The sequence below is a fragment of the Streptomyces sp. NPDC040405 genome, from assembly GCF_055595765.1.
In genome coordinates this window covers 258,599-282,742 of record NZ_JBVIVI010000008.1, presented here as the reverse complement: position 1 = coordinate 282,742, position 24,144 = coordinate 258,599, and the positions used below count along the sequence as shown (strand labels likewise).

The 24,144-nt window shown below is 73.0% G+C and carries 19 protein-coding genes and 1 pseudogene; 13 read left to right on the top strand and 7 right to left on the bottom strand.

Going from position 1 to position 24,144, the window contains the following annotated elements; translation table 11 throughout:
* Positions 1 to 145: 145 nt before the first annotated feature.
* Positions 146 to 892, bottom strand: coding sequence for a hypothetical protein (locus ACZ59A_RS30300; protein ID WP_470964988.1), 747 nt, complete (start codon positions 890 to 892; stop codon positions 146 to 148).
* A 146-nt stretch (positions 893 to 1,038) separates the two neighbouring features.
* Between ACZ59A_RS30300 and ACZ59A_RS30295 the strand changes: the two genes are divergently transcribed.
* Both ACZ59A_RS30295 and ACZ59A_RS30290 read left to right on the top strand, forming a co-directional pair.
* On the top strand, positions 1,039 to 2,952 hold the full coding sequence (locus tag ACZ59A_RS30295) for an ABC transporter transmembrane domain-containing protein (protein WP_470964985.1): 1,914 nt from the start codon (positions 1,039 to 1,041) through the stop codon (positions 2,950 to 2,952).
* A complete protein-coding gene (locus ACZ59A_RS30290) occupies positions 2,949 to 4,730 on the top strand; it encodes an ABC transporter ATP-binding protein (RefSeq protein WP_470964982.1) in 1,782 nt (593 codons plus the stop codon). Before ACZ59A_RS30295 ends, ACZ59A_RS30290 begins: the two co-directional genes overlap by 4 nt.
* A gap of 83 nt (positions 4,731 to 4,813) precedes the next feature.
* Here ACZ59A_RS30290 and ACZ59A_RS30285 read toward each other — a convergent pair whose 3' ends face one another.
* Entirely contained in the window at positions 4,814 to 5,605 is a 792-nt protein-coding gene (locus tag ACZ59A_RS30285; protein ID WP_468050186.1) for a metal-dependent hydrolase, read from the bottom strand.
* Positions 5,606 to 5,741: 136 nt separating this feature from the next.
* Here ACZ59A_RS30285 and ACZ59A_RS30280 point away from each other — a divergent pair, with 136 nt between their 5' ends.
* On the top strand, positions 5,742 to 8,255 hold the full coding sequence (locus ACZ59A_RS30280) for a DEAD/DEAH box helicase (RefSeq protein ID WP_470964978.1): 2,514 nt from the start codon (positions 5,742 to 5,744) through the stop codon (positions 8,253 to 8,255).
* Between the two features lie 49 nt (positions 8,256 to 8,304).
* Positions 8,305 to 9,249: an acyl-CoA thioesterase gene (locus ACZ59A_RS30275; RefSeq protein ID WP_470964975.1), complete on the top strand. Its 945-nt coding sequence runs from the start codon at positions 8,305 to 8,307 to the stop codon at positions 9,247 to 9,249.
* A gap of 28 nt (positions 9,250 to 9,277) precedes the next feature.
* Here ACZ59A_RS30275 and ACZ59A_RS30270 read toward each other — a convergent pair whose 3' ends face one another.
* A complete protein-coding gene (locus tag ACZ59A_RS30270; protein WP_470964973.1) occupies positions 9,278 to 10,219 on the bottom strand; it encodes a DUF6397 family protein in 942 nt (313 codons plus the stop codon).
* A 125-nt stretch (positions 10,220 to 10,344) separates the two neighbouring features.
* Positions 10,345 to 10,749 (bottom strand): roadblock/LC7 domain-containing protein, encoded by a 405-nt coding sequence (locus ACZ59A_RS30265; protein WP_179939323.1) that lies wholly within the window; start codon positions 10,747 to 10,749, stop codon positions 10,345 to 10,347.
* A 120-nt stretch (positions 10,750 to 10,869) separates the two neighbouring features.
* Here ACZ59A_RS30265 and ACZ59A_RS30260 point away from each other — a divergent pair, with 120 nt between their 5' ends.
* Positions 10,870 to 11,298, top strand: coding sequence for a PPOX class F420-dependent oxidoreductase (locus ACZ59A_RS30260; protein ID WP_470964969.1), 429 nt, complete (start codon positions 10,870 to 10,872; stop codon positions 11,296 to 11,298).
* Between the two features lie 113 nt (positions 11,299 to 11,411).
* Here ACZ59A_RS30260 and ACZ59A_RS30255 read toward each other — a convergent pair whose 3' ends face one another.
* The gene (locus tag ACZ59A_RS30255) at positions 11,412 to 11,810 is read right to left on the bottom strand and encodes a roadblock/LC7 domain-containing protein (protein WP_470965582.1); all 399 of its coding nucleotides are present in this window, start codon (positions 11,808 to 11,810) and stop codon (positions 11,412 to 11,414) included.
* Between the two features lie 259 nt (positions 11,811 to 12,069).
* Between ACZ59A_RS30255 and ACZ59A_RS30250 the strand changes: the two genes are divergently transcribed.
* The 3 genes from ACZ59A_RS30250 (at position 12,070) to ACZ59A_RS30240 (ending at position 14,174) form a co-directional block, all read left to right on the top strand.
* Complete coding sequence (locus ACZ59A_RS30250; RefSeq protein ID WP_470964966.1) at positions 12,070 to 12,687, top strand: class I SAM-dependent methyltransferase; 618 nt, start codon at positions 12,070 to 12,072, stop codon at positions 12,685 to 12,687.
* Positions 12,688 to 12,758: 71 nt separating this feature from the next.
* The gene (locus ACZ59A_RS30245) at positions 12,759 to 13,295 is read left to right on the top strand and encodes a PadR family transcriptional regulator (protein WP_470964963.1); all 537 of its coding nucleotides are present in this window, start codon (positions 12,759 to 12,761) and stop codon (positions 13,293 to 13,295) included.
* An 84-nt stretch (positions 13,296 to 13,379) separates the two neighbouring features.
* Complete coding sequence (locus tag ACZ59A_RS30240; protein WP_470964960.1) at positions 13,380 to 14,174, top strand: hypothetical protein; 795 nt, start codon at positions 13,380 to 13,382, stop codon at positions 14,172 to 14,174.
* 286 nt (positions 14,175 to 14,460) lie between these two features.
* Here the strand turns inward: ACZ59A_RS30240 and ACZ59A_RS30235 are convergent, their stop codons facing one another.
* The gene (locus ACZ59A_RS30235; RefSeq protein ID WP_398298528.1) at positions 14,461 to 14,643 is read right to left on the bottom strand and encodes a hypothetical protein; all 183 of its coding nucleotides are present in this window, start codon (positions 14,641 to 14,643) and stop codon (positions 14,461 to 14,463) included.
* 143 nt (positions 14,644 to 14,786) lie between these two features.
* Here ACZ59A_RS30235 and ACZ59A_RS30230 point away from each other — a divergent pair, with 143 nt between their 5' ends.
* From ACZ59A_RS30230 to ACZ59A_RS30220, 3 genes and pseudogenes are all read left to right on the top strand, one after another.
* Complete coding sequence (locus ACZ59A_RS30230; RefSeq protein ID WP_470964957.1) at positions 14,787 to 17,702, top strand: DEAD/DEAH box helicase; 2,916 nt, start codon at positions 14,787 to 14,789, stop codon at positions 17,700 to 17,702.
* Positions 17,699 to 19,018: an SWIM zinc finger family protein gene (locus tag ACZ59A_RS30225; RefSeq protein WP_470964954.1), complete on the top strand. Its 1,320-nt coding sequence runs from the start codon at positions 17,699 to 17,701 to the stop codon at positions 19,016 to 19,018. The genes ACZ59A_RS30230 and ACZ59A_RS30225 overlap by 4 nt, the downstream gene beginning before the upstream one ends.
* 317 nt (positions 19,019 to 19,335) lie before the next feature.
* Positions 19,336 to 20,292, top strand: a pseudogene (locus ACZ59A_RS30220) (pectinesterase family protein); the annotation flags it as partial.
* A gap of 93 nt (positions 20,293 to 20,385) precedes the next feature.
* Here ACZ59A_RS30220 and xylA read toward each other — a convergent pair.
* Positions 20,386 to 21,558, bottom strand: a complete 1,173-nt coding sequence (gene xylA / locus ACZ59A_RS30215; protein ID WP_470964951.1) for a xylose isomerase — start codon at positions 21,556 to 21,558, stop codon at positions 20,386 to 20,388.
* 140 nt (positions 21,559 to 21,698) lie between these two features.
* Here xylA and xylB point away from each other — a divergent pair, with 140 nt between their 5' ends.
* Together xylB and ACZ59A_RS30205 are read left to right on the top strand one after the other, a co-directional pair.
* Positions 21,699 to 23,141 carry a xylulokinase gene (gene xylB / locus ACZ59A_RS30210; RefSeq protein WP_470965579.1) on the top strand — a complete coding sequence of 481 codons (1,443 nt, stop codon included), beginning with the start codon at positions 21,699 to 21,701 and terminating at the stop codon, positions 23,139 to 23,141.
* A gap of 59 nt (positions 23,142 to 23,200) precedes the next feature.
* Positions 23,201 to 24,144: ROK family transcriptional regulator (locus ACZ59A_RS30205; RefSeq protein WP_470964948.1), on the top strand; the 944-nt coding region annotated here is incomplete at its 3' end.

Here is a 24,144-nt window from a genome sequence, read left to right as displayed (position 1 = left end):
CGGGGACATCCAGAGACTTCTGAGATGCGGAAAATTACTTCCGCGCAGCGCCGATATTGCCGAGTGCACGTTTCCGCCGATGAGTTCCGTGTAACAGCCGCGAAAACCCTGCTGTCGTTGTGTTACGCCCGCGCCCCGCCGGGGCTCAGGCGGCCAGGTGCGCCTTGTCCCCCATCACCACTGCCGGGTGCCGCTCGGGGTCGAGGTTCCGCAGCAGATACTCCATACCGGACTTGGGCAGGCTCACACAGGCCGACGTGCCGCTGCCGTGGTCCATGTGCAGCCAGATGCTCCCGCCCTTGCGCTGCCCCTCGGGCCGGGTCGAGTCGAGCGGCGAGGTGCCCTTGACGCGGTTGTAGTCGATGGCGATGACGTAGTTGAAGTCCGTCCAGTGCGACTTGGGCCAGTAATGGGGAGCGGCGAAGGCCGACGTTTCGGTGTACGGCAGCCGGGCGCCGGGGTCCGGGAGCACTCCGCCCGCGTCGCTGAGCGTGTAGACACCGACCGGACTGCGCTTGTCGCCCTCGTGATGACGTGTCGTCCAGCCGCGCTTGCCGTTATGACCGGCCCAACTACGGGTGCGCTTCCAGTCCTTGCCTTCCTTGGTGTACAGCACCACGGTCGCGTCGGCGGAGTTCACTCCTTTGCCGTAGACCGCTACAACCTGCCGTGCATTTCCGGGGATTTTGGCCTGGAGGGCGTTTCCCACCTCCGGGATGCGGGTGGGGTCCGACGCCGGGGCCTTGCTGCTCATCGCGTGCTTTCCCTGGCCGCCGCCCTTGTCGCCACCGCTGTCGCCGCCTCCGCCGCAGGCGGTGAGGAGGGTGAGGGCAGCGGCGGTCGCGACCGCCGTACGCATGGACACCGTGCCGGAAATTCGCATGTGCCCCATCGTCCCACTCCGGTGTGGGCCCGGCGCGCCCGGGATTGGCGTGTTCCGCCCCTCTGCGGAAAAACCAGTTGAAATTCGCACCCGTGAAGGGCCAACCTTTCACGTCTCTTTGCCTTCGCGGCCGCCGCCACTCACCCAGGAACGTCATGCGCATTCGCGATCTTCCGTATTCCGATCCCGGTCTACCCGACGTACGGTCAGGTACCCGGTTCCTCGTCTGGCTGGGCCGGAACCAGCTGGGCGGGCAGATCAAGGCCGCTCTGTGGGGGCTGCTGCACATGGCGGCCCTGGTGTGCTTCCCACTCGCGATCGGCTTCGGCGTGCAAGCGGTCGTCGACCGTTCCGGTTCGCGGCTCGCCCTGGCCGGGGCGCTGATGGTGGGGCTCACCGTGCTCACCGCGCTCGGCGACGCCATGCTGCACCGGGCGGCGGTCACCAACTGGATCACGGCGGCGGCCCGGGTGCAGCAGCTGCTGGCCCGTAAGACGGTCGAGCTGGGTTCGGCGCTGACCCGGCGGGTGGCGGCGGGCGAGGTCGTCGCCGTGTCCACGGGCGATGTCGAGAAGATCGGCTGGTTCGTGGAGGCGCTGTCCCGCTTCACCGCGGCCGCCCTCACGACCGTCGGGCTGTGCGTGGGGCTGGTGATCTACCAGCCCGCGCTCGGCGCGGTGGTGGCGCTCGGCGTACCCGCGCTGGCGCTGGCGGTGCTGCCGCTGCTGCCGAGGGCCGCGCGCCGGGCCGATGAGCAGCGGGAGAAGGCGGGCCGGGCGACCGAGCTGGCGTCGGACACCGTGGCCGGGCTGCGGGTGCTGCGCGGTATCGGCGGCGAGGACCTGTTCCTGAGCCGCTACCGGCGGGTCTCCCAGGAGGTGCGGAGCGCGGCGGTGCGCAGCGCTCGCATGTGGTCGCTGATCGCGGCGGTGCAGGTCGCGCTGCCGGGGATGCTGCTGATCGGGGTCGTCTGGTACGGGGTGGTACTGGCCGGGAGCGGGCGGATCACGGTGGGCGAGCTGGTCACCGTCTACAGCGCGGTGACGTTTCTGCTGTTTCCTCTGCGGCACTTCGAGGAGATCGCGATGGCCTACTCCTTCTCCCGGCCCTCGGCCCGCCGCGCGGCCCGGGTGCTGGCGCTGCGGCGCCCCTCGGCCGAGATCAAGGACACACGGGCGGCCGGGTCCGGCGAGAAGCTGCCGACCGGCGATCTGTACGACCCGGCCACCGGCATGCTGGCACCGAGCGGGCAGCTCACCGCGGTGGTGTGCGGCGATCCTGACACGGCGGGACGGATGGCGGACCGGCTCGGCGGCCACCCCACCGAGGACGGCGCGGATTCCGTGGACGGTACGGATTCCGTGGACGGTACGGATTCCGTGGACGGTACGGATTCCGTGGACGCTGACGGGGCGCCCTCGGCGCTGCTGGGCGGCGTCGCGCTGGACGAGATGCCGCTGGCCGCCGCGCGCGCCGCGGTACTCGTGCAGGACAAGGACCCGGTGCTGCTGTCGGGGACGCTCACCGAGCTGCTGGATGTGCCGCAGTCGGGCGCGGTACCGGCCCGGAAGGCGCTGGAGGCGGCGCAGTGCGGGGATGTGCTGGAGGCGCTGGAGCAGGCGTCGATGGCCGACTCCGGCGACGGGGACCCGATGGGCGCCCGGATCACCGAACGCGGCCGCTCGCTGTCGGGCGGCCAGCGGCAGCGGCTGGCGCTGGCCCGCTCGCTGGTGACCGACCCTGAGGTGCTGGTGCTGGACGAACCCACGTCCGCCGTGGACTCGCACACCGAGGCACGGATCGGCGAGGGGGTGAAGCGGCTCCGGGCGGACCGGACCACGGTCGTGTTCACCTCCAGCCCGCTGCTGCTGGACCAGGCCGACCGGGTGGTGTTCGTGCACGACGGCGTGGCGGCGGGCGTGGGAAGCCACCGCGAGCTGCTGAGCACCGATCCCGCGTATCGCGCGGTGGTCACCCGGGAGCCGGACGACGTCCGGGAGCAGGGCGACGGCCGCGGCGGGATCACGGAACTGGAACGCATCGAAGAACAGATCGAGGAGTCGGCATGATCGGCGTGGCGCCACCCGCCTACGACCCGGCCGCACCGGAGTCGGCGACGACACTGCCGGTCGGCACGGCCGCCACCGTGCGGGATTATGTGCGCGAGCTGCTGCGGCGGCATCGGAGGGCCTTCATCGTGCTGATGGCGGTGAACGCCACCGCCGTGCTCGCCTCGATGGTCGGCCCTCAGCTGCTGGGCGGTGTCGTCGAGGACCTGTCGCAGGGCAAGGACGACCTCCATATCGAGCGCACCGTGGCACTGTTCGCGGTGGCGCTCGTGGTGCAGACCGTGTTCGTGCGGATGGTGCGGCTGCGCGGTGCGGTGCTGGGCGAACAGATGCTCGCCGATCTGCGGGAGGACTTCCTCGTACGGTCGGTGGGACTGCCGCCGGGCGTGCTGGAGCGGGCCGGGACCGGTGATCTGCTGTCCCGGATCACCACCGACATCGACCGACTGGCGAACGCGATGCGCGAGGCGGTCCCGCAGCTCTCCATCGGAGTGGTCTGGACGGGCCTGCTGCTGGGCGCGCTGACCGTGACGGCTCCGCCGCTGGGGCTCTCGGTGCTGGTGGCGCTCCCGGTGCTGGTGATCGGCTGCCGCTGGTACTTCAAGCGGGCGCCGAGCGCCTATCGCTCGGAGGCGGCCGGGTACGCGGCGGTGTCCGCGTCCCTGACCGAGAGCGTGGACGCGGGCCGGACCATCGAGGCCCACCGGCTGGGCGACCGGCGCATCGCCCAGTCCGAGCTACGTATCCGCCAATGGACCTCGTGGGAGCGATACACGCTCTGGCTGCGCTCGGTGCTCTTCCCCGTGATCAACGTGAGCTACACCCTGATCACCGGCTCGGTGCTGATGATCGGCGGCGTCTGTGTGATGCGGGGCTGGATGACGGTCGGCGAGCTGACGACGGGGGCGCTGCTGTCGCAGATGCTGGTCGAGCCGATCGGGCTGATCCTGCGCTGGTACGACGAGCTTCAGGTCGCCCAGGTGTCGCTGGCCCGGCTGGTGGGGGTGCGGGAGATCGAGCCGGGCCCGGGCGATGCCGGGGTGGCGCCCGTCGGCCGTGAGATGCGGGCGGACGAGGTGCGGTTCGGCTACCGGGAGGGCAGCGATGTGCTGCACGAGGTGTCCATGACGGTGTCGCCGGGGACGCGGCTTGCGCTGGTGGGCCCGTCCGGCGCGGGCAAGTCCACGCTGGGCCGGCTGCTGGCCGGGATCTACGGTCCGCGGACCGGCCGGGTGACCCTGGGCGACGCGGAGCTGGCGCGGATGCCCGCCGAGCAGGTGCGCACCCATGTCGCCCTGGTCAACCAGGAGCACCATGTGTTCGTGGGTTCGCTGCGCGACAATCTACTGCTGGCCCGGACCTCCGCGCAGGATGCCGAGCTGTGGGCGGCACTCGCCGCGGTGGACGCGGACGGCTGGGCGCAGGCGCTGAAGGAGGGCCTGGACACGGAGGTCGGCTCGGGCGGGCTGGCGCTGACCCCGGCGCAGGCGCAGCAGATCGCGCTGGCCCGGCTGGTGCTCGCCGATCCGCACACCCTCGTGCTGGACGAGGCCACCTCGCTGCTGGACCCGCGGGCGGCCCGCCATCTGGAGCGGTCGCTGAGCCAGGTGCTGAAGGGGCGGACGGTGGTCGCGATCGCGCACCGGCTGCACACCGCTCATGACGCGGATGTGATCGCCGTGGTCGAGGCGGGCCGGATCACCGAGCTGGGCAGCCACGACGAGCTGGTGGCGGCCGATGGCGCCTACGCGGCGCTCTGGCGCTCCTGGCACCAGTGACACCCGGGGGTCGTCGGGGCTCCGGCGCCCCGGCGGTCCCGGTACCGGCATCGCCCGGACCGGGACCGCCGTGGGTCCAGGGCTCAGATGATGCCGAGGGCGCCCAGCCCGCCGATTCCGCCGAGCACCATGAAGACGGGCATCAGCACCTTCAGCTCGACCCAGCTGCCCGCCCGGAAACGCATGGCCTCCGGCGGCCCGAGCGGATACCAGCGCTTGCGGCCGATCGGTATGGGCCACAGGATCGGGCAGCCCGAGACGGTGAGCGCGTCGCCGATGTCGTGCACGAGGGCGCCGAGGACGATCGGCAGCCCCAGCCACAGGTATTCCTGGCCCGGCGCGGTGAACAGCCAGTCCGCGCCGTTGCCCGGCTTGTTCAGGATCTCGGCGAGTATCCAGGCGCTGGTGGCTCCGAGGAGCCACACCAGGACGTCGCTGGAGACCCGCGCCGCGCGCCACAGCAGCCCCTCGACCGCCAGCACCATGTGGACGAAGAGGATGCCGAGCACCGCCCAGCGGCCGCCGACCACGGCGAGCGCCGAGGATCCGGCGCCGATGAGGACAGCCCAGACCCAGGTGTGGGTCAGGGTGCGGTGGCCGCCCGAGCGACGGGGGTCGCCCGGTTTCCTGGTCGACTTGTACGCCGCGTACGACAACTTGTCGATCACTTCGCACAGCACCCGGGAGATCGGCCCGAAGGCGCGGGATATGGTCGCCGCCTTGTGGTCGAGGTCGGGGGCGAGCGCCGCTCCGGCGCAGATCAGCGCGCCTACGACGAGCACCGGCCAGGGCATCTCGTGGCCAGCCGCGGCGGCCGCCGCGCCCACCCCCAGCCAGGCAGCCGCTCCGGACAGCGAATGCGCCGGTCCCATCATGGTCGTACCCCGCCCCTGTTCTTGCCCGCTTAGGTGCGGGAGTTGATTGCATAGACTCACCACACCCTAGCGACGGACGATCTTCGTCCGCACAGCCGGTTCCCGCCCCGCCAGGGAAACCAGGCAGTATAGGTCCGTGACTCTTATCGATCAGCTGCCGAGCGAAGCCGACCCCGACACTCTCTTCGAGAGGTTCTCGACCTGGGTCGAGGAGCGGGGCATCTCGCTCTATCCCGCCCAGGAGGAGGCGCTGATCGAAGTGGTGTCCGGGGCGAACGTCGTCCTGTCGACGCCCACCGGATCGGGAAAGAGCCTGGTGGCCGCGGGCGCCCACTTCGCCGCGCTGGCCCGGGACGAGGTCACCTTCTACACCGCGCCGATCAAGGCTCTGGTCTCGGAGAAGTTCTTCGAGCTGTGCAAGATGTTCGGCACCGAGAACGTCGGGATGCTCACCGGGGACGCGTCGGTCAACGCGGACGCGCCCATCATCTGCTGTACGGCCGAGGTACTGGCGTCCATCGCCCTGCGGGACGGCAGGGACGCCGACGTCGGCCAGGTGGTGATGGACGAGTTCCACTTCTATGCGGAGCCGGACCGGGGCTGGGCATGGCAGATCCCGCTGCTGGAACTGCCGCAGGCGCAGTTCGTCCTGATGTCGGCGACGCTCGGCGATGTGACGCGCTTCGAGGAGGATCTGAAGCGGCGCACCGGGCGGCCCACCGCGGTCGTGCGGTCGGCGACCCGGCCGGTGCCGCTGAGCTACGAATACCGCACGACGCCGCTCACCGAGACGCTCACCGAGCTGCTGGAGACCCGGCAGGCCCCCGTCTACATCGTGCACTTCACCCAGGCCGCCGCGGTCGAACGGGCGCAGGCGCTGATGAGCATCAACATGTGCACGCGCGCCGAGAAGGACGAGATCGCCTCTCTGATCGGCAATTTCCGCTTCACCACCAAGTTCGGCCGGAACCTGTCCCGTTATGTACGGCACGGGATCGGGGTGCATCACGCGGGCATGCTGCCGAAGTACCGCCGGCTGGTGGAGAAGCTGGCCCAGGCCGGACTGCTGAAGGTCATCTGCGGTACGGACACGCTCGGGGTGGGCGTCAACGTACCGATCCGGACCGTGCTGTTCACCGCGCTGACGAAGTACGACGGCCAGCGGGTGCGGACGCTGCGGGCGCGGGAGTTCCACCAGATCGCGGGCCGGGCCGGGCGCGCCGGATTCGACACCGCCGGGTTCGTGGTGGCGCAGGCGCCCGAGCATGTCGTCGAGAACGAGAAGGCGCTCGCGAAGGCGGGTGACGATCCCAAGAAGCGCCGCAAGGTGGTCCGCAAGAAGGCCCCGGAGGGCTTCGTCAACTGGGGCCAGAACACCTTCGAAAAGCTCATCGCCTCCGAACCCGAGCCGCTCACCTCCCGGTTCCGGGTCACCCACGCGATGCTGCTGTCCGTCATCGCGCGCCCCGGCGACGCGTTCAAGGCGATGCGCCGACTCCTGGAGGACAACCATGAGCCGCGCAAGAACCAGCTCCGGCACATCCGCCGGGCGATCGCGATCTACCGCTCGCTGCTGGACGGCGGGATCGTCGAGCAGCTGGAGGCTCCCGACGCGGAGGGGCGGCAGGTCCGGCTCACGGTGGACCTCCAGCAGGACTTCGCGCTCAACCAGCCGCTGTCCACCTTCGCGCTTGCCGCGTTCGAGCTGCTGGACCCCGAATCCCCTTCCTACGCCCTGGACATGGTCTCGGTGGTGGAGTCGACGCTGGACGACCCCCGGCAGATCCTGGCGGCCCAGCAGAACAAGGCGCGGGGCGAGGCGGTCGCCGCGATGAAGGCGGACGGGGTCGAGTACGAGGACCGCATGGAGCGGCTCCAGGACGTCTCCTACCCCAAGCCGCTGGAAGAGCTGCTCTTCCACGCCTACGGGCTCTACCGCAAGAGCCACCCCTGGGTCGGCGACCACCCGCTGTCGCCCAAGTCGGTGATCCGCGACATGTACGAGCGGGCGATGACCTTCACCGAGTTCACCGCGCTCTACGACCTGGCGCGGACCGAGGGCATCGTGCTGCGCTACCTGGCCAGCGCCTTCAAGGCCCTGGACCACACCGTGCCGGACGACCTGAAGTCGGACGACTTCGAGGACATCATCGCCTGGCTCGGCGAGATGGTGCGGCAGGTCGACTCCAGCCTTCTGGACGAGTGGGAACAGCTCGCCAATCCGGAGGAGGAGTCCGCGGAGGAGGCGCAGGAGCGTGCCGACCAGGTCCGGCCGGTCACCGCGAACGCCCGCGCCTTCCGCGTGCTGGTGCGCAACGCGATGTTCCGCCGGGTCGAGCTGGCCGCGCTCGACAAGGCGGCGGAGCTGGGCGAGATGGACGCCGAGTCCGGCTGGGGCGAGGACGCCTGGGGCGAGGCGCTGGACGCGTACTGGGATGAGTACGACGAGCTGGGCACCGGTCCGCAGGCCCGCGGTCCGAAGCTGCTGCAGATCGAGGAGGAGCCCGAGCACGGGCTGTGGCGGGTGCGGCAGACCTTCGACGACCCGAACGGCGACCACGACTGGGGCATCTCGGCCGAGGTCGACCTGGCCGCCTCGGACGAGGAGGGCCGGGCCGTGGTCCGGGTCACCGACGTGGGCCAGCTGTAGCCTCCCGGGCAACCGGCCCCGGAACCACCTCAGCGAAGGAGCACCACCGATGACCAACCCCGCCGAACGCCTGGTCGATCTGCTCGATCTGGAACGGATCGAGGTGGACATCTTCCGTGGGCTGAGCCCCGACGAATCGCTGCAGCGGGTGTTCGGCGGACAGGTGGCGGGGCAGGCGCTGGTGGCCGCCGGGCGCACCACCGACGGGGAGCGCCCGGTGCACTCGCTGCACGCGTACTTCCTGCGCCCGGGTCGGCCGGGTGTGCCCATCGTGTACCAGGTGGAGCGGATCCGGGACGGACGCTCCTTCACCACCCGCCGGGTCATCGCCGTCCAGCAAGGTCGGACGATCTTCAATCTGACGGCCTCCTTCCATCGTCCGGAGCCGGGCATCGAACAGCAGTTGCCGATGCCCGAGGTACCTGAGCCGGAGAGCCTGCCGAAGCTCTCCGATGAGATCCGCGAGCACTTGGGGGCCCTCCCCGAGTCGCTTGCGCGGATGGAGCGCCGCCAGCCCTTCGACATCCGGTACGTCGAACGGCTGCGCTGGACCGATGAGGAGCTGAGGGAAGCGGAACCCCGCAGCGCGGTGTGGATGCGCGCGGTCGGACCGCTCGGGGACGACCCGCTCGTCCACACCTGCGCACTCACGTACGCGAGCGACATGATGCTGCTGGACGCGGTGCGGATGCCCGTCGAGCCGCTGTGGGGACCGCGGGGCTTCGACATGGCCTCGCTGGATCACGCCATGTGGTTCCACCGGCCCTTCCGTACCGATGAGTGGTTCCTCTACGACCAGGAGTCGCCCGTGGCGACCGGCGGCCGGGGCCTGGCGCGCGGCCGGATCTACGACCGCGCGGGCCGACTTCTCGTATCAGTGGTGCAAGAGGGGCTGTTCCGCCCGCTTTCCCCGACGCAGGAGGCCACGGACAGCGACAAGGCCACGGACGGCGGCAGGGGCACGGACAGCGGCGAGACCGCGGAGAACAGCTGAGCCTCAGAGCGGCGCGCCCCGCCCTGGTTCAGCGCTTGCCGACCAGCCTGCGCCACAGACCGCGCGGCCGTCCCGGCGCGGACCGGCCCGGGGGCCGGGTGCGGCAGGTGGGAAGCGGCGCCACCGCGGCGTCCGGCCGAGGCGCGGGGCGGACCCGGCGCGCCGCCCGCACAGCTTCGGCGAGCGCCACCCGGCACCGCAGGATCTCCTCGGGGCCCTCCGCCGTCTGCACTCTGTCGATCACCTTGCGCGCCGCGGCCGCGGCGGGGCGCACCGGGACGAGCGCGGGGCGCAGCTCCCGCACATGATCCCGGTCGTGCGGATCGCCGACAGCCACCGCCAGCTCGTCGGGGTCCAGCACCGCGGCCAGCACCCCGGCACGCTCCCAGGGGTCCCGGGTCCGGGAGAGCAGCTGGCCGATCCGCCGCGTCCGCCACTCCTCGGCCCGTGCGTCCTCTCCGGCGGCCAGCGACGCGCTCAGCCCCGGTGGCGTGCGGCCGGTCAGCAGGCTCGGCTCGCGGGTGGCGAACTCCTCCAGCTCGGTCGCCAGATAGAGCCACACCACACGCCGGTACTGGTTGACATAGAACTGGGCAGGGGCGAAGAAACCACCGCGCGCCAGGCGGGTGAGCCGGCCGGGACTGATGTCCAGCAGCTCGGCCCCCTCCGCCGTGCCGACCACCCGCAGCCGCATGCGCAGCGCCTCCGGGAATCCCTCGGCGCCCGTCAGCCGCGCCAGCTCCTCCCGAGCCACCCGCCGCCCGGCGGGGGTGGTGATGGTGCGCACCTCCCCCAGCTGCTCGGCCAGCTCGAACTCGCGCGGCATGAGGCCCAGCATCCGGGCCGCGGTGCGGAACGCGACGCCCGTCGGCTGCCCCGGTCCGGCCGGGGCCGACGGCTTCCGGCGCTCCCGCGCCTCCCCCGTCTGCTGCGCCTTCCGCGCCTCCTGCTCCACTCGTACCACTGCCATGGCGAAGCCCTCCCCCGCGATCCATCAATCACTGACAGTGACGACGATAGCGTCGCGGCACGACGGTCCGTCAGGCCTGTGGACAACCGCCTGTGGATAACCGCCCGGACTCCCGGCCCCGACCGTCAGCTCGGGGCGCCGCTCTCCTGCCGGGCCTCGACGCCCAGATGCTCCCCCACCCTGTTCACCAGCAGCGTCATCTCGTAGGCGACCTGTCCGACATCGGCGTCCGGGCCGCTGAGGACGCAGAGACAGCTGCCGTCACCCGCGGCCGTCACGAAGAGGACGCCCTCCTCGAATTCGACCATGGTCTGTCGCACCCGGCCCGTCCGGAAGTGGTTGCCCGAGCCCTTGGCGAGGCTGTGCAGCCCGGAGGCGACCGCCGCGAGGTGCTCGGCGTCCTGGCGTTCGAGCGTCGCGCTCGCCCCCGTCACCAGCCCGTCGTTCGACAGCACCAGCACATGCCGCACTTGCGCGATCCGGTTGGTCAGGTCGTCCAGTAACCAGTCGAGGCCCTTGCTGAGTGCCATTTGGCGTTCCTCCCCGATTCCCCTTCAGCTGCGTGCCAGCCTTTCTCACCGCCGCCGTCTGGGCAACCCGCCCTGCCTGTTCCTCCGGCCGTTCTGCGCTGCTTGACGCAAGATGAGGACATGGCACAGAACATGTCGAAGGATCAGTGGCAGAAATTCCTTTCCGAGGGCACCCACACCGGCAAACTGGCGACCGTACGGGCCGATGGAAGCCCGCACCTCGCGCCCATCTGGTTCCTGCTCGACGGGGACGACCTGGTCTTCAACACCGGGCAGGACACGGTCAAGGGCCGCAACCTGGCCCGGGATCCCCGGGTCAGCCTCTGCGTGGACGACGAGCGCCCTCCGTTCTCCTTCGTCACGGTGCGCGGCAGGGCCGAGCTCAGCGACGACCTGGCGGAGGTCCGGGAGTGGGCCACCCGGATCGCCGCCCGCTATGTCGGCGATGACCTCGCAGAACAGTTCGGGGCCCGCAACGGCGTCCCGGGCGAGCTGCTGGTACGGGTCCGCATCGAGAAGGTCTCCGCCCTCGCCGATATCGCCGACTAGCCGAGGAACGGGCTGAGTAGACCGAGAGTGGCCTGATTCGACCGAAATCAATCGCTCGCGGCAGTCTCGGCACGCTGCGCCGGTTACCCGGCGGGGAACCCCGCGTTCCACGGTCAGCCGAGAGCGCGCCGCAGATGTTCACCCACCCGGTCCACGAGCCGGGCCGTCTCGGCGGCGGCCGTTGCCGGGTCGGCGCCCGCGGCGCTCAGCACGGCCAGGCAGGTGCCGCCGCCCGCCGCCGCGACGAAGAGCGTGCCGCTCTCCGTCTCGACCATCGTCCGGCGCGCCGGGCCGGGGCGCGCACGGCGCCCCGCGCTCCTGGCCAGGCCCTGGAATCCGGACGCGACCTCGGCCAGGTGGTTCGCGTCCCGGCGGGAGAGCCCGCGGGACGCGCTGAGAGTGGTCCCGTCCGGCCCGAGCAGCACGGCATGGCGGACACCCCCGGCGCGGGCCGCCCCGGCGTCCAGGATCCGGTCGAGCAGGCCCGGGTCCAGCAAGCCCGGGGCGAGCAGGCTCCGGTCGGGAGCGGCCGAAGAGCGGACTGCGGCTGCGCGGCGCTTGATCACGACGGTCTCCCTCGGTCGGCACGCGCCGCGAGCGGGCGGCGCGCTCGGGGTCCCCCCATGAGCCAGGGACGCTAGCCCCCATGGGGGCGCATTGGGGGGCGCATTTCGAACCTGCTGGAATTTGACAGAGACAGTTTCTTGAATGACCGTTCAATGCTCGAATCTGTTCTCAGGACTACACAGGACTGCGAACCGAGGAGCCCGCATGCCCCACGAGCGCCCCTGCCGAGACACCACGGCCGACGTGAGGGACTTCTTCACGCCCCGGGCGGCCGACTGGGACAGCCGCTTCCCCGACGACGGCCCGGCCTACGCCGCCGCCGTCGCCGACCTGGGCCTGCACGCCGGGGACGCGGTGCTCGACGCGGGCTGCGGTACGGGCCGCGCCCTGCCCGCGCTGCGCGGCGCGGTCGGCCCCCGCGGGACCGTGCTGGGCTTCGACCTCACGCCCGCCATGCTGGCGGCGGCCGTACGCGCCGGGCGGGACCGGGACGGGGTGCTCGCCCTCGCGGATGTCGCCCGGCTGCCGCTGCGCGACGGCTGTCTCGACGCGGTCTTCGGCGCCGGACTGATCTCGCATCTCACCGACCCCCGGGCCGGGCTGCGCGAGCTGGCCCGAGTGGTGCGCCCCGGCGGATCGTTCGCGCTGTTCCACCCGGTGGGGCGGGCCGCGCTCGCCGCCCGCCACGGACGACCGCTCACCCCGGACGATCTGCGGGCCGAGCCCAATCTGCGGCCGCTGCTGGCCCGTTGCGGCTGGCGACTGGACGCGTACACGGACGAGGACACACGCTTCCTGGCCCTCGCGGTCCGTCAGGACTGACGCTCGGGCGGGCTCATCGTCATGGACGCACCGCGCCGTCGAGGTGCGCAGCGGTGCGCCACAATGCGGGCATGCTCGAACTCGCCATCCTCGGCTTCCTCCATGACGCGCCGCTGCACGGCTACGAGCTGCGCAAACGCATCACCGCGCTGACCGGGCACGTCAGGCCGGTGGCCGAGAGCACCCTCTACCCGGCGATCAAGCGGCTGGAGAAGGCGGGGCTGCTGGCCCGGGAGACCCGGCCGGGCGCGGGGGCCGCACCCCGACACGTCCTGACCCTGACGGTCGAGGGGCGAACGGAGCTGCGCCGCCGTCTCGCGGATCCGGCCGAGGTGGACATCACGGACGAGAACCGCTGGTTCGTCCTGCTGTCGTTCCTGCGGCATCTGGACGACCCGGCGCGCCAGTCGGCCGTGCTCGAACGCCGCCTGGCCCATCTGCGCCGTCCCTCCTCCTTCTTCTACGAGGACGACCGACCGCTGCGCGCGGAGGAGGTGGAGGATCCCTTCCGGCGCGGCGTCCTCACCCTCGCGCGCGCCGCCGGACAGGCCGAACTGTCCTGGCTGCGGCGCACCCTGGACGCACTGCGGGCCAGGGACGAAAGCTGACGCCGACCGCGGTACGGAGTCTCGACGCCGCGCCTACCGGCTGGTTAGGGTGCGCCCGACGAAGAACAGCAAGAGGAGGCTGCCGTGTCCGCCACGGAGGAGTCGGGCGAGGACGCGCTGTATGTGCTGACCGCCGTGCTGCTGACGCCCGCACAGTTCCCGAGTGTGCTCGGCGACGACTATCCCGAGGCGTGCGCCGCGCTCGGGCTGGAGCCCTACGAGCCGGGCTACGGCCTGGTGCTGGGCCAGGACGGCAAGGGCGCCCGCTGGACGGTGGTCACCGACGATGTGTCGCTCGTGGCGTGCGCCATCGCGACCTGGGACTGCGGCATGGAGTACGAGCTGTCGCTCGACGACCGGTCCATGCTCGCCTCCCTGCCCGGCTGGCCGCTCGCGGTGGCGGTGGCCGCTCCGGGCGTCCCGGCACCCCACGACCCCGCACCCGACACCCAGGCCGGAGACACGGCCCGGCCGCCGCTCGCACCGCCGGACTCCGGGCAGTGGGGTCCGCCGCAGCGGCGGCTCGGCGCGGACGAGATCGCGCTCCAGTGGGCGATCTGGCGCGAACAGGTGGACGGCGAGGTGACGTTCGTGGCCCCGGGCGAGAAGCCGCACGGGGGCGTGCGGCGCGTCCTGGAGGAGGCGCGCGGCTATCTGGACACGCCTCCGCCGCTGGGCCGGATCCGTTCCGCGTTCGCCGCGGGTGACGCGCGGACGCTGCGGGCGGACGGGCCGGGCTGGAGCATGGTGGCGCGGACCGACGACATCGCGTTCGTGCTGCTGGACGAGGCGCCGGGCGAGGTGCTGCCGGTCGGCCGCGGCCCGGAGCTGCCGGGGCTGCTGACGGCACTGGACGAGCTGGCCGTACGACCGCACTGAGCCAGAGTGCGGGAACAGCTCGCAGACACCCCGTGGACGGCCTCCCGACCGACGGCCGCGGGGTGCTGCGGACGGGTGGCTACGGACGCCCTGCGAAGCGCCGCGGACGGACCACGAGGGCCCGGCCGGGCGCGACTGTGACCGGCCGGGGTGGGGAGCCGGGACGATCCGCGATCGGTATTGCGCGGTCACTCCCAGGCGCGCGTCGCCCCCGCTCCCGAACCCGGCCGGCGATCCGACACCTCACCCGGGCGCCGGGGCGGCCGGTCGGCGCCGGGCCGCCGGGTCAGCGCCCCAGCTGCTTGCGGGAGACGCCGCGCAGCCTGCGCCGCTGCGACGGGTCCAGCAGCAGATAGGCGGCCACCGGCACACCGACCATCACCAGCAGCGCGGCCCAGAAGGGCAGCAGCCACAGCAGGATCACACCGGCCACCACACCTCCGGTGGCGACCTTCGCGCGCGTGGACATCGCACCCGCCTCCTTCACCCGGCCCATAGCCGTATTCACTCCTCACAACGGACACCGGCGGCCGCCGGTTCCACATCCGCGCCGCCGTCCTGTACCCTCGGCCGCCCACTCCGGTAGTCAAATTTGAGGAATGCGTCAGAGCTGTGACCCCACCCTCCGCGACCACGCCCTCCGAGATCGCCGAACTCTGCCGCTCCACCGCCGTCTTCCTGCAGGCCGACCCCTCGCGCGCCGGGCGCATCGCCTTCTGGCGGCCGGACGGACCGCCGCCCGGCGGGCCATCCGGCTCCACCGAGGAGCTGACCGTCGTCGTCCCGGACGGCCCCGGTGTCCGTACCCGTGCCGTACACGCGCGGGTGCTGCCGCTGTCCGACGCGCTGCCCGTGCTCACCCGGGCCCGGGCACGGGCCGCCGCGCAGGGCGGAGATCCGTCGGACCGGGGAGGCACCGACCCGGCGACGGCCTTCTGGGGTGCCGCCGCCGTCCTCGCCCTGCAACTCGCCGCCCGCGGCCGCCTGCTGCCCGGGCTCACCGCCACCGACCACGACGCCTGGCGCGTCGGCCCGCTCGACGGGGACGACCTGGAACGGGTGCGGGAGCTGGCCGCCGCCATGCCCGCCGCCGCCCACGCGGTGCCGCTGCCCGGCACCGACCCCCCGCTGCTGCCCGACCCCGAACGGCAGCTGCGCGCGTTCCTCGACGCCGTCGCGGACGGGCTGCCGCGCTCCCCCGCCGCTTCCGTGGCCGCGGGCGGCCCCGCCTTCGCCGCCACCGCCCCGCGGCGGATGCCCGAACAGCGCGCCTGGGCGGCCGACGTGGCCGCCGGGCACGACGCGGGCGTACGGCTGTCGCTCCGTATCGAACTGCTCCACGGAATCGGCCCCGGCGGCGGCCCCCGCTTCCGCGCCGTCCTCCAGCTGCACAGCCTCACCGACCCGTCCCTGGTCGCGGACGCCGCGGAGGTGTGGGCGGGCACCGCGCCCGCCGGTGCGGCGCTCGGCCCCCGGGCCCGGATGGACGCCCTGCTCACCCTGCGGCGCGCGGCCCGCGCCTGGGCGCCGCTCGCCCCGCTGCTGTCCGCCGCCGTACCCGAGGCGGTCGACCTCGCCGACGAGGAGGTCACCGAGCTGCTGGGCCCGGCGACCGGGGCGCTGGACGCCGCGGGGGTGAAGGTGCACTGGCCCAAGGAGCTGGTGCGCGGGCTCACCGCGCGCGCCGTCGTCGGCCCGGACGAGGAGGACGACCCCGAGCGGGCCCAGGGGCCCCGCCCGCCCTCCTTCCTCTCCGCCGACGCGCTGCTCCGCTTCAGCTGGCGGTTCGCCGTCGGCGACCAGGAGCTGACCCGGGAGGAGCTGGACCGGCTCGCCGAGGCCGGGCGCCCGGTGGTGCGGCTGCGCGACCAGTGGGTGGTCCTGGACCCCGAGTCGGCGCGGCGCGCCCGCGACCGTCAGGACCGCAAGCTCGTCCCCGTGGACGCGCTCGGCGCCGTCCTCACCGGCCGCGCGGAGGCGGACGGCGCCGAGGTCGAGGTGCGGGCCACCGGCTGGCTGGCCGCGCTGCGCGACCGCCTCGCCCGGCCCGGGGAGGACGCCCGGCCCGGGGAGTACGACGGCGGGCCGCCCGTCGCCCAGCCCGCGGCCCTGGCCGCCACCCTGCGCGACTACCAGCTGCGCGGTCTGGACTGGCTGGTCCGGATGACGTCGCTCGGCCTCGGCGGCTGTCTCGCCGACGACATGGGGCTCGGCAAGACCATCACCCTGATCGCGCTGCATCTGCACCGGCAGGACGTGCCCGAGGCCGCCGGGCCCACCCTGGTGGTCTGCCCGACGTCGCTGATGGGGAACTGGCGGCGCGAGATCGAGCGGTTCGCGCCGGGTACTCCGGTGCGCCGCTTCCACGGCACGGCGCGCAGCCTGGACGGCCTCGCGGACGGGGAGTTCGTCCTGACCACATACGGCACGATGCGGCTCGACGCGCAACGGCTGGCCGAGGCGGGCCCCTGGGGAATGGTCGTCGCCGACGAGGCGCAGCACGTCAAGAACCCGTTCTCGGCGACGGCCAAGCGGCTGCGCACCATCGGCGCCCACGCGCGCGTCGCGCTCTCCGGCACCCCCATCGAGAACAACCTCTCCGAGCTGTGGGCGATCCTCGACTGGACCACGCCCGGGGTGCTGGGCACCCATGACGCGTTCCGCAGGCGCTACGCCCAGGCGGTGGAGAGCGGCAGCGACCCGGCCGCCGCCGCGCGGCTGGCGAAGCTGGTCCGGCCCTTTCTGCTGCGACGCCGCAAGTCCGACCCGGGTATCGCGCCCGAACTTCCCCCCAAGACCGAGACGGACCGGGCCGTCGCGCTCACCAAGGAGCAAGCCGGGCTGTACGAGGCGGTGGTGCGGGAGATCCTCGCGGAGATCGAGGGCACCGGCGGGCTCGAACGACGCGGGCTCATCGTCAAGCTGCTGACCGGGCTGAAGCAGATCTGCAACCACCCCGCGCAGTATCTGAAGGAGGACCGGCCCGTGGTCCCCGGCCGGTCCGGGAAGCTGGAACTGCTCGACGAGCTGCTGGACACCATCCTCGCCGAGGGCGCGAGCGTCCTGGTCTTCACCCAGTACGTGCAGATGGCCCGGATCCTCGAAGGCCACCTGGCCGCGCGCGGCGTACCGGCCCAGCTGCTGCACGGCGGTACGCCGGTGGCACGCCGCGAGGAGATGGTGCGGCGCTTCCAGGACGGCGAGGCGCCGGTGTTCCTGCTGTCGCTGAAGGCGGCGGGCACCGGGCTGAACCTCACCCGCGCGGGCCACGTCGTGCACTACGACCGCTGGTGGAACCCGGCCGTCGAGGCCCAGGCCACCGACCGCGCGTACCGCATCGGCCAGACCCAGCCGGTGCAGGTCCACCGCCTCATCGCGGAGGGCACCGTGGAGGACCGGATCGCCGCGATGCTGGAGCGCAAACGGGAGCTGGCCGACGCGGTGCTGGGCTCCGGCGAGAGCGCGCTGACCGAACTGACCGACGCCCAGCTCGCGGAGCTGGTGGAGCTGAGGGGGAGCGAGCGATGAACCGAACCGGGGACACCGAGGAGAGCGGGTACGCCGAGGACGCGCCCGGCGCACGCCCCGAGCGCACTCTCGCCGCCCTGCCGCCCGCCCACGGCCGCGGCTTCGCCCTCACCTGGTGGGGCCGGGCATGGCTGAAGGCCCTGGAGGACACCGCACTGGACAACGGGCATCTGAAGCGCGGCCGCAAGCACGCGCGCGACGGCGCGGTCGGCGCGGTGTGCGTACGTCCGGGGCGGATCACCGCGGTGGTACGGGACCGGGACCGCACCCCGTACCGCTCCGACGTGCTGCTGCAGGAGCTGGACGATGACGAGTGGGACCGGCTGCTGGGGGTGGTCGCGGAGCGCTCGGGGCACATCGCCGCGCTGCTCGACCGCGACATGCCGCCGCAGCTCGTCGAGGACGCGGCCGCCGTGGGCGTCGATCTGCTGCCGGGGATAGGCGATCTGGAGCCGGAGTGCGCGTGCGAGGCGTGGGACCACTGCCCGCACACCGCCGCGCTGTGCTACCAGGTCGCCCGGCTGCTGGACGAGGACCCGTATCTGCTGCTGCTGATGCGCGGGCGCGGGGAGCGGGAGCTGCTGGACGAGCTGCAGGTGCGCAGCGTCGCGCACGCCGCCCGGCACGCCCCGCGGACCGGGGAGGAGACGCCCGCCGCGGCCCCGGAGGGCGTACCGGCCCGGGAGGCGTTCGCCGCGCCCGGTCCGGCCGCGCTGCCCGCTCCCCCGCCGCCCGTCGCCGCGCCCGGCCGGTCCCCGGCGCTCGCCGGTGGTACGGACCCGGCGCCCGGGCTGGACGTCGCCGCGCTGGAGTTCCTCGCGGCGGACGCCGCCGTACGCGCCCAGCGGCTGCTGGCCGAGGCGCTGGCGCCCGGCCATGCCGCCTCCCCCGTCCCGGCCGCGCTGACGCGGTGGCAGGACACGGTGCGGCTGACCGCGGCCGGTCCCCCGGCCGCGATCGCCGCCCGGCTCGCCGCGGACTGCGGACGCGACCGCGTCGATCTGGCCCGCGCCGTACGGGCCTGGGAGCACGGCGGGGCGGCCGCGGTCACCGTGCTGGAGGAGGAGTGGACGCCGGAAGCCGAGGCCCTGGCCCGCGCCCGCGCCCAGCTGGCCGCCGCCTGGGAGGAGGGCGAGCGGGCGCCCAGGCTGCGCGCGGCGGGCAACCGCTGGACGGCGGTGGGGGCCGATGCCCAGGTGCGCTACGGACGCGACGGGCGCTGGTGGCCGTATCGCAAGGACCGGGGCCGCTGGTGGCCCGCCGGTCCCTCGGCGCAGGATCCGGAGGCCGCCCTGGCGATGGTCGTGCCGGACTGACGCGACACCGGATCGGAGCGGGGCGGCGTCCGGCGGTCGGGCGGCGTCCGGGGGTACGGACGCTGCCCCGCCGTCGGGTTCCACCGTCGGCGGGGCGGCAACCTTTCGCGGGGGCGCGGCAACCGTAGGGCGTCAGAACACCCCCCGCACACGCCTTCACGGGACGGAGATCCCCCATGCCCCCATCGCGTCCGCGCTCCCGGCGCCGCCGCCCCGGTCCGCTCATCGGCCCGCTGGCCTTCGCCGCCGGCGCCACGCTGATCGCCGTTCCGGCCACCGGCTGGCTCGGCGACAGCGGCCGGGCCCACGCGGCCGGTTCCGCCGCGGCGGCGACCCTCGTCGTCGCCAAGGACGGCAGCGGTCAATACACGACCGTCCAGGCGGCCGTCAACGCGGTCCCGGCGAACAACTCCTCCGCGGTCACCATCTCCGTCAAGCCCGGTACGTACCGGGAGACCGTGAAGATCCCCTCCAACAAGCCGCACATCCGGCTGGTGGGCAGCACCGGCAACAAGGGCGACGTGACGATCGTCTACAACAACGCCTCCGGCACCCCCAAGCCCGGCGGCGGGACCTACGGAACCGGCGGCAGTGCGACCGTCGCCGTCGAGGCGGACGACTTCCAGGCGCGCCATCTGCAGTTCGTGAACGACTTCAACGAGGCCAACACGAGCATCACCGACAAGCAGGCGGTCGCGCTGCGCACCGCGGCCGACAAGATCGTGCTGGACGACATCGGTGCGGTCGGCGACCAGGACACCCTGCTGCTCGACTCCGCGAGCAAGGACAAGACCGGCCGGGTGTACGTCAACAACGCCGTGATCCAGGGCAATGTCGACTTCGTCTTCGGCCGCGCCTCCGCCGTCATCGACAAGTCGACGATCCGGCTCGTCAAGCGGTACGACGGCAGCTCCGGCGGCTATGTCGCGGCGCCCTCGACCGCGGCCGGGAAGAAGGGCTTCCTGTTCATCAACAGCACCATCAGCGGGGACGTCACCAGCCGGTCCTTCTACCTCGGCCGCCCCTGGCACGCGGGCGGGGACGCGAGCCTCGATCCGCAGACGGTCGTCCGCAACACCTCCCTGTCGGCGGCGGTCAAAACCACGCCGTGGACGGACATGAGCGGCTTCTCCTGGAAGGACGACCGCTTCGCGGAGTACAAGAACACGGGCTCCGGTTCCGGTACGGCCAGCGGCGACCGGCCGCAGCTGACCGACGCGCAGGCCGCCGACTACGAGATCGCGGACTGGCTCGCCGGATGGCAGCCGTCCTGATCCGGCGGGTCCGGCAGGCCCTGTCGGTCCGTCGGGTCCGGTGAACTCCGGCCGCCGGTCCCGTCGGGGGGCGGGACCGGCGGCCGGTCATGGTCAGCCGCGCGCGGCCAGCAGATGGTCCATGGCGAGCTGGTCCAGGCGCTCGAAGGCCATGCCGCGTCCGGCGGCGGCCTCGACGTCGAACCCCTCGAAGGCGGTGCGGTCGGCGAGCAGCGCGGCCGGGGTCTCGCCCTCGTCCAGGGTGGGCCGGGCCAGCTCGTCCAGGCGCGAGGCGCGCAGCGCCTCCCGGACCTCCGGGTCGGCGCGGAAGGCCGCCGCCCGCTCCTTGAGGATGAGGTAGTTGCGCATGCACCCCGCGGCGGACGCCCAGACGCCCGCGAAGTCCTCGGTGCGCGGCGGCTTGAAGTCGAAGTGGCGCGGGCCCTCGTAGCCCGCCGTCTCCAGCAGGTCGACGAGCCAGAAGGCGGCCCGCAGATCGCCCGCCCCGAACCGCAGGTCCTGGTCGTACTTGATGCCGGACTGGCCGTTGAGGTCGATGTGGAAGAGTTTGCCCGCCCACAGCGCCTGGGCGATGCCGTGCGGGAAGTTCAACCCGGCCATCTGCTCGTGGCCGACCTCGGGGTTCACCCCGTACAGCTCGGGCCGCTCCAGCCGCTCGATGAAGGCGAGGGCGTGGCCGACGGTGGGCAGCAGGATGTCACCGCGCGGCTCGTTGGGCTTGGGCTCGATGGCGAAGCGCAGATCGTAGCCCTGCTCGGTGACGTACGCGCCGAGCAGGTCGAACGCCTCCTTCATCCGGTCGAGCGCGGCGCGCACGTCCTTGGCGCCACCGGATTCCGCGCCCTCGCGGCCGCCCCAGGCCACATAGGTCTTCGCGCCCAGCTCGACGGCGAGGTCGATGTTGCGCAGGGTCTTGCGGAGGGCGTAGCGGCGGACGTCCCGGTCGTTGGCGGTGAAGGCGCCGTCCTTGAAGACCGGATGGGTGAACAGATTGGTGGTGGCCATGGGCACGGTCATGCCGGTGGCGTCCAGGGCCTGCCGGAAGCGCTTGATGTGCGACTCGCGCTCGGTCTCCGAGGCACCGAACGGGATGAGGTCGTCGTCGTGGAAGGTGACGCCGTACGCGCCGAGTTCGGCGAGCCGGGTGACGGACTCGACGGGGTCGAGCGCCGGGCGGGTGGCGTCCCCGAACGGGTCCCGGCCCTGCCAGCCGACCGTCCACAGGCCGAAGGTGAACCTGTCCTCAGGGGTGGGGTTGTAGCTCATCGCAGCTCCCTCGCCTATTTCGTCATGGCGCTTTACAAATTAGTATGCGCGAGCATTCCGGGGAAGCCCCACTCAGGCCGCGAAAGACTCGTCGCAGCACACAGGGACGCAAGGGAGAGCGCGAGATGGCAGCAGCAGCCATGCCCGAGCCGGAAGGACCGCTCGTCGTCGGCGTGGACAGCTCCACGCAGTCGACCAAGGCACTGGTCGTCGACGCCGCGACCGGCCGGGTCGTCGCACGCGGTCAAGGTCCGCACACGGTCGGCGGCGGAAGCGGCGGCGAGGGCAAGGAGAGCGATCCCGAACAGTGGTGGGAGGCGCTGGCGGAGGCGCTGCGGCAGTGCGGTCCGCACGCCCGGCGGGCGGCCGCGGTCTCCGTCGGCGGCCAGCAGCACGGGCTGGTGACGCTGGACTCCTCGGGCCGTCCGGTGCGCCCCGCGCTGCTGTGGAACGACGTGCGCTCGGCGCCGCAGCGCGACCGGCTGGTCGAGGAGCTGGGCGGCCCCAAGGCGTGGGCGGAGCGGGTCGGCAGCGTGCCCGCGGCGTCGTTCACCGTCACCAAATGGGCCTGGCTCAGGGAAAACGAGCCGGAGGCGGCCCGCGCCACCGCGGCCGTCCGGCTCCCCCACGACTACCTCACCGAACGGCTCACCGGATACGGCACGACCGACCGCGGCGACGCCTCGGGAACCGGCTGGTGGGCGTCCGGCACCGAAACGTACGACGAGGAGATCCTCGGCCGGGTCGGGCTCTCCACCGGCCTGCTGCCGCGTGTGCTGCGGCACGGCGAGGCGGCCGGGACGGTACGGGACCTGCCGGACCTGCCGCTGCCCACCGGCGCCCTGGTGGCCACCGGCACCGGCGACAACATGGCCGCGGCCCTCGGGCTCGGGCTGCGCCCGGGGCAGCCGGTGCTCAGCCTCGGCACCTCCGGCACCGTCTACGCGGTCTCGGAGCACCGGCCCACCGACCCCACCGGGATGGTCGCCGGGTTCGCCGACGCCCGTGACGCCTGGCTTCCGCTGGCCTGCACCCTCAACTGCACGCTCGCCGTCGACAAGGTCGCGGCGCTGCTGGGCCGGGACCGGGAGGCGGTGGAGCCGGGCGGCCAGGCCGTGCTGCTCCCGTTCCTCGACGGCGAGCGCACCCCGAACCTGCCCCATGCCTCCGGGCTGCTGCACGGGCTGCGCCACGACACCACGCCGGGCGGGCTCCTCCAGGCCGCCTACGACGGCGCCGTCTTCACCCTGCTGACCGCCCTCGACCAGGTGCTGGACGCGGACGCGGCCCCCGACACGCCGCTTCTGCTCATCGGCGGCGGCGCCAAGGGGACGGCCTGGCGCGAGACGGTACGGCGGCTGAGCGGCCGCCCCGTCCAGGTGCCGCGCGCCCAGGAGCTGGTCGCCCTCGGCGCCGCCGCCCAGGCCGCGGGGCTGGCGCTGGGCGAGGACCCGGCGGCGGTGGCGCGCCGCTGGGCGACGGCGGAGGGGCCGTCGTACGAGGCGGTGGAGCGCGACGAGGAGGCGCGGGAGCGCATCGCACGGGTGCTGTCCGACGCGGACGGACTGCTGCGCCGGGCCTGACCCCTCCGCTGTACGAGACGGACCGTACGAGGCAAGCCGCACGAGAGGAGACGACGACGGTGGCAGCGCCACTGCCCAACACCCAGCAGGCGATGCGCCGCCGCAATCTCTCCCTCGCGCTGCACGCCGTGGCCGCGCACGGACCGCTCTCCCGCGCGTCCGTCGCGACCCGGGTGGGACTGACCCGGGCCGCGGTCTCCACGCTGGTGGACGAGCTGATCCGGGACGGGCTGCTGGTCGAGCTGGGCCCGTCCCGGCCCGGCACGGTCGGCCGCCCCGGCAGCGCGCTGCAGCTCAACGAGCGCGGTCCGGCCGGGATCGGCGCGGAGATAGGCGTGGACCATCTGGCCGTCTGCGCGGTGGACCTCGGCGGCCGGGTGCGGGCCCGTACGGAGGTGGCGTCGGCGAACCGGGACCGCGCCGTGGGCCCGGCGCTCGCCCGGCTCGCCGATCTGGTCCGGCAGGTGGCGGCGGAGGCGGCGCGCGAGGGGCTGCGACCGGCCGGGCTCGCGGTGGCGGTGCCCGGCCTGGTGGCGCGCGACTCGTCGCTGGTCGTACGCGCCCCCAACCTCGGCTGGGACGGGGTGGACATCGGCCCGGTCCTGCGCGCCGCGCTGCCCGGGCTGCCGCTGACCGTCGACAACGAGGCCAACCTCGGGGCGCTCGCCGAGCTGTGGCGGGGCGGCCATGACCCGGCGCCGCGCGACTTCGTCCATGTCTCGGCCGAAATCGGCATCGGTGCCGCGGTCGTGCTCGACGGGCGGCTGCTGCGCGGCACGCACGGCTTCGCGGGCGAGCTGGGCCATGTGCCGGTGCGGCCCGAAGGGCCCGCGTGCGCGTGCGGCGGGCGCGGCTGTCTGGAGCAGTACGCGGGCGAGGAGGCGGTGCTGCGGGCGAGGGGGGGGGGGGTCGGGGGCGGGGAGAGAGACAACACACAACACAAAAACAACAGCGACCCCCCTCCCCCGACCTCGGGGGGCAGACGACGAAAAGGGGGTCGATC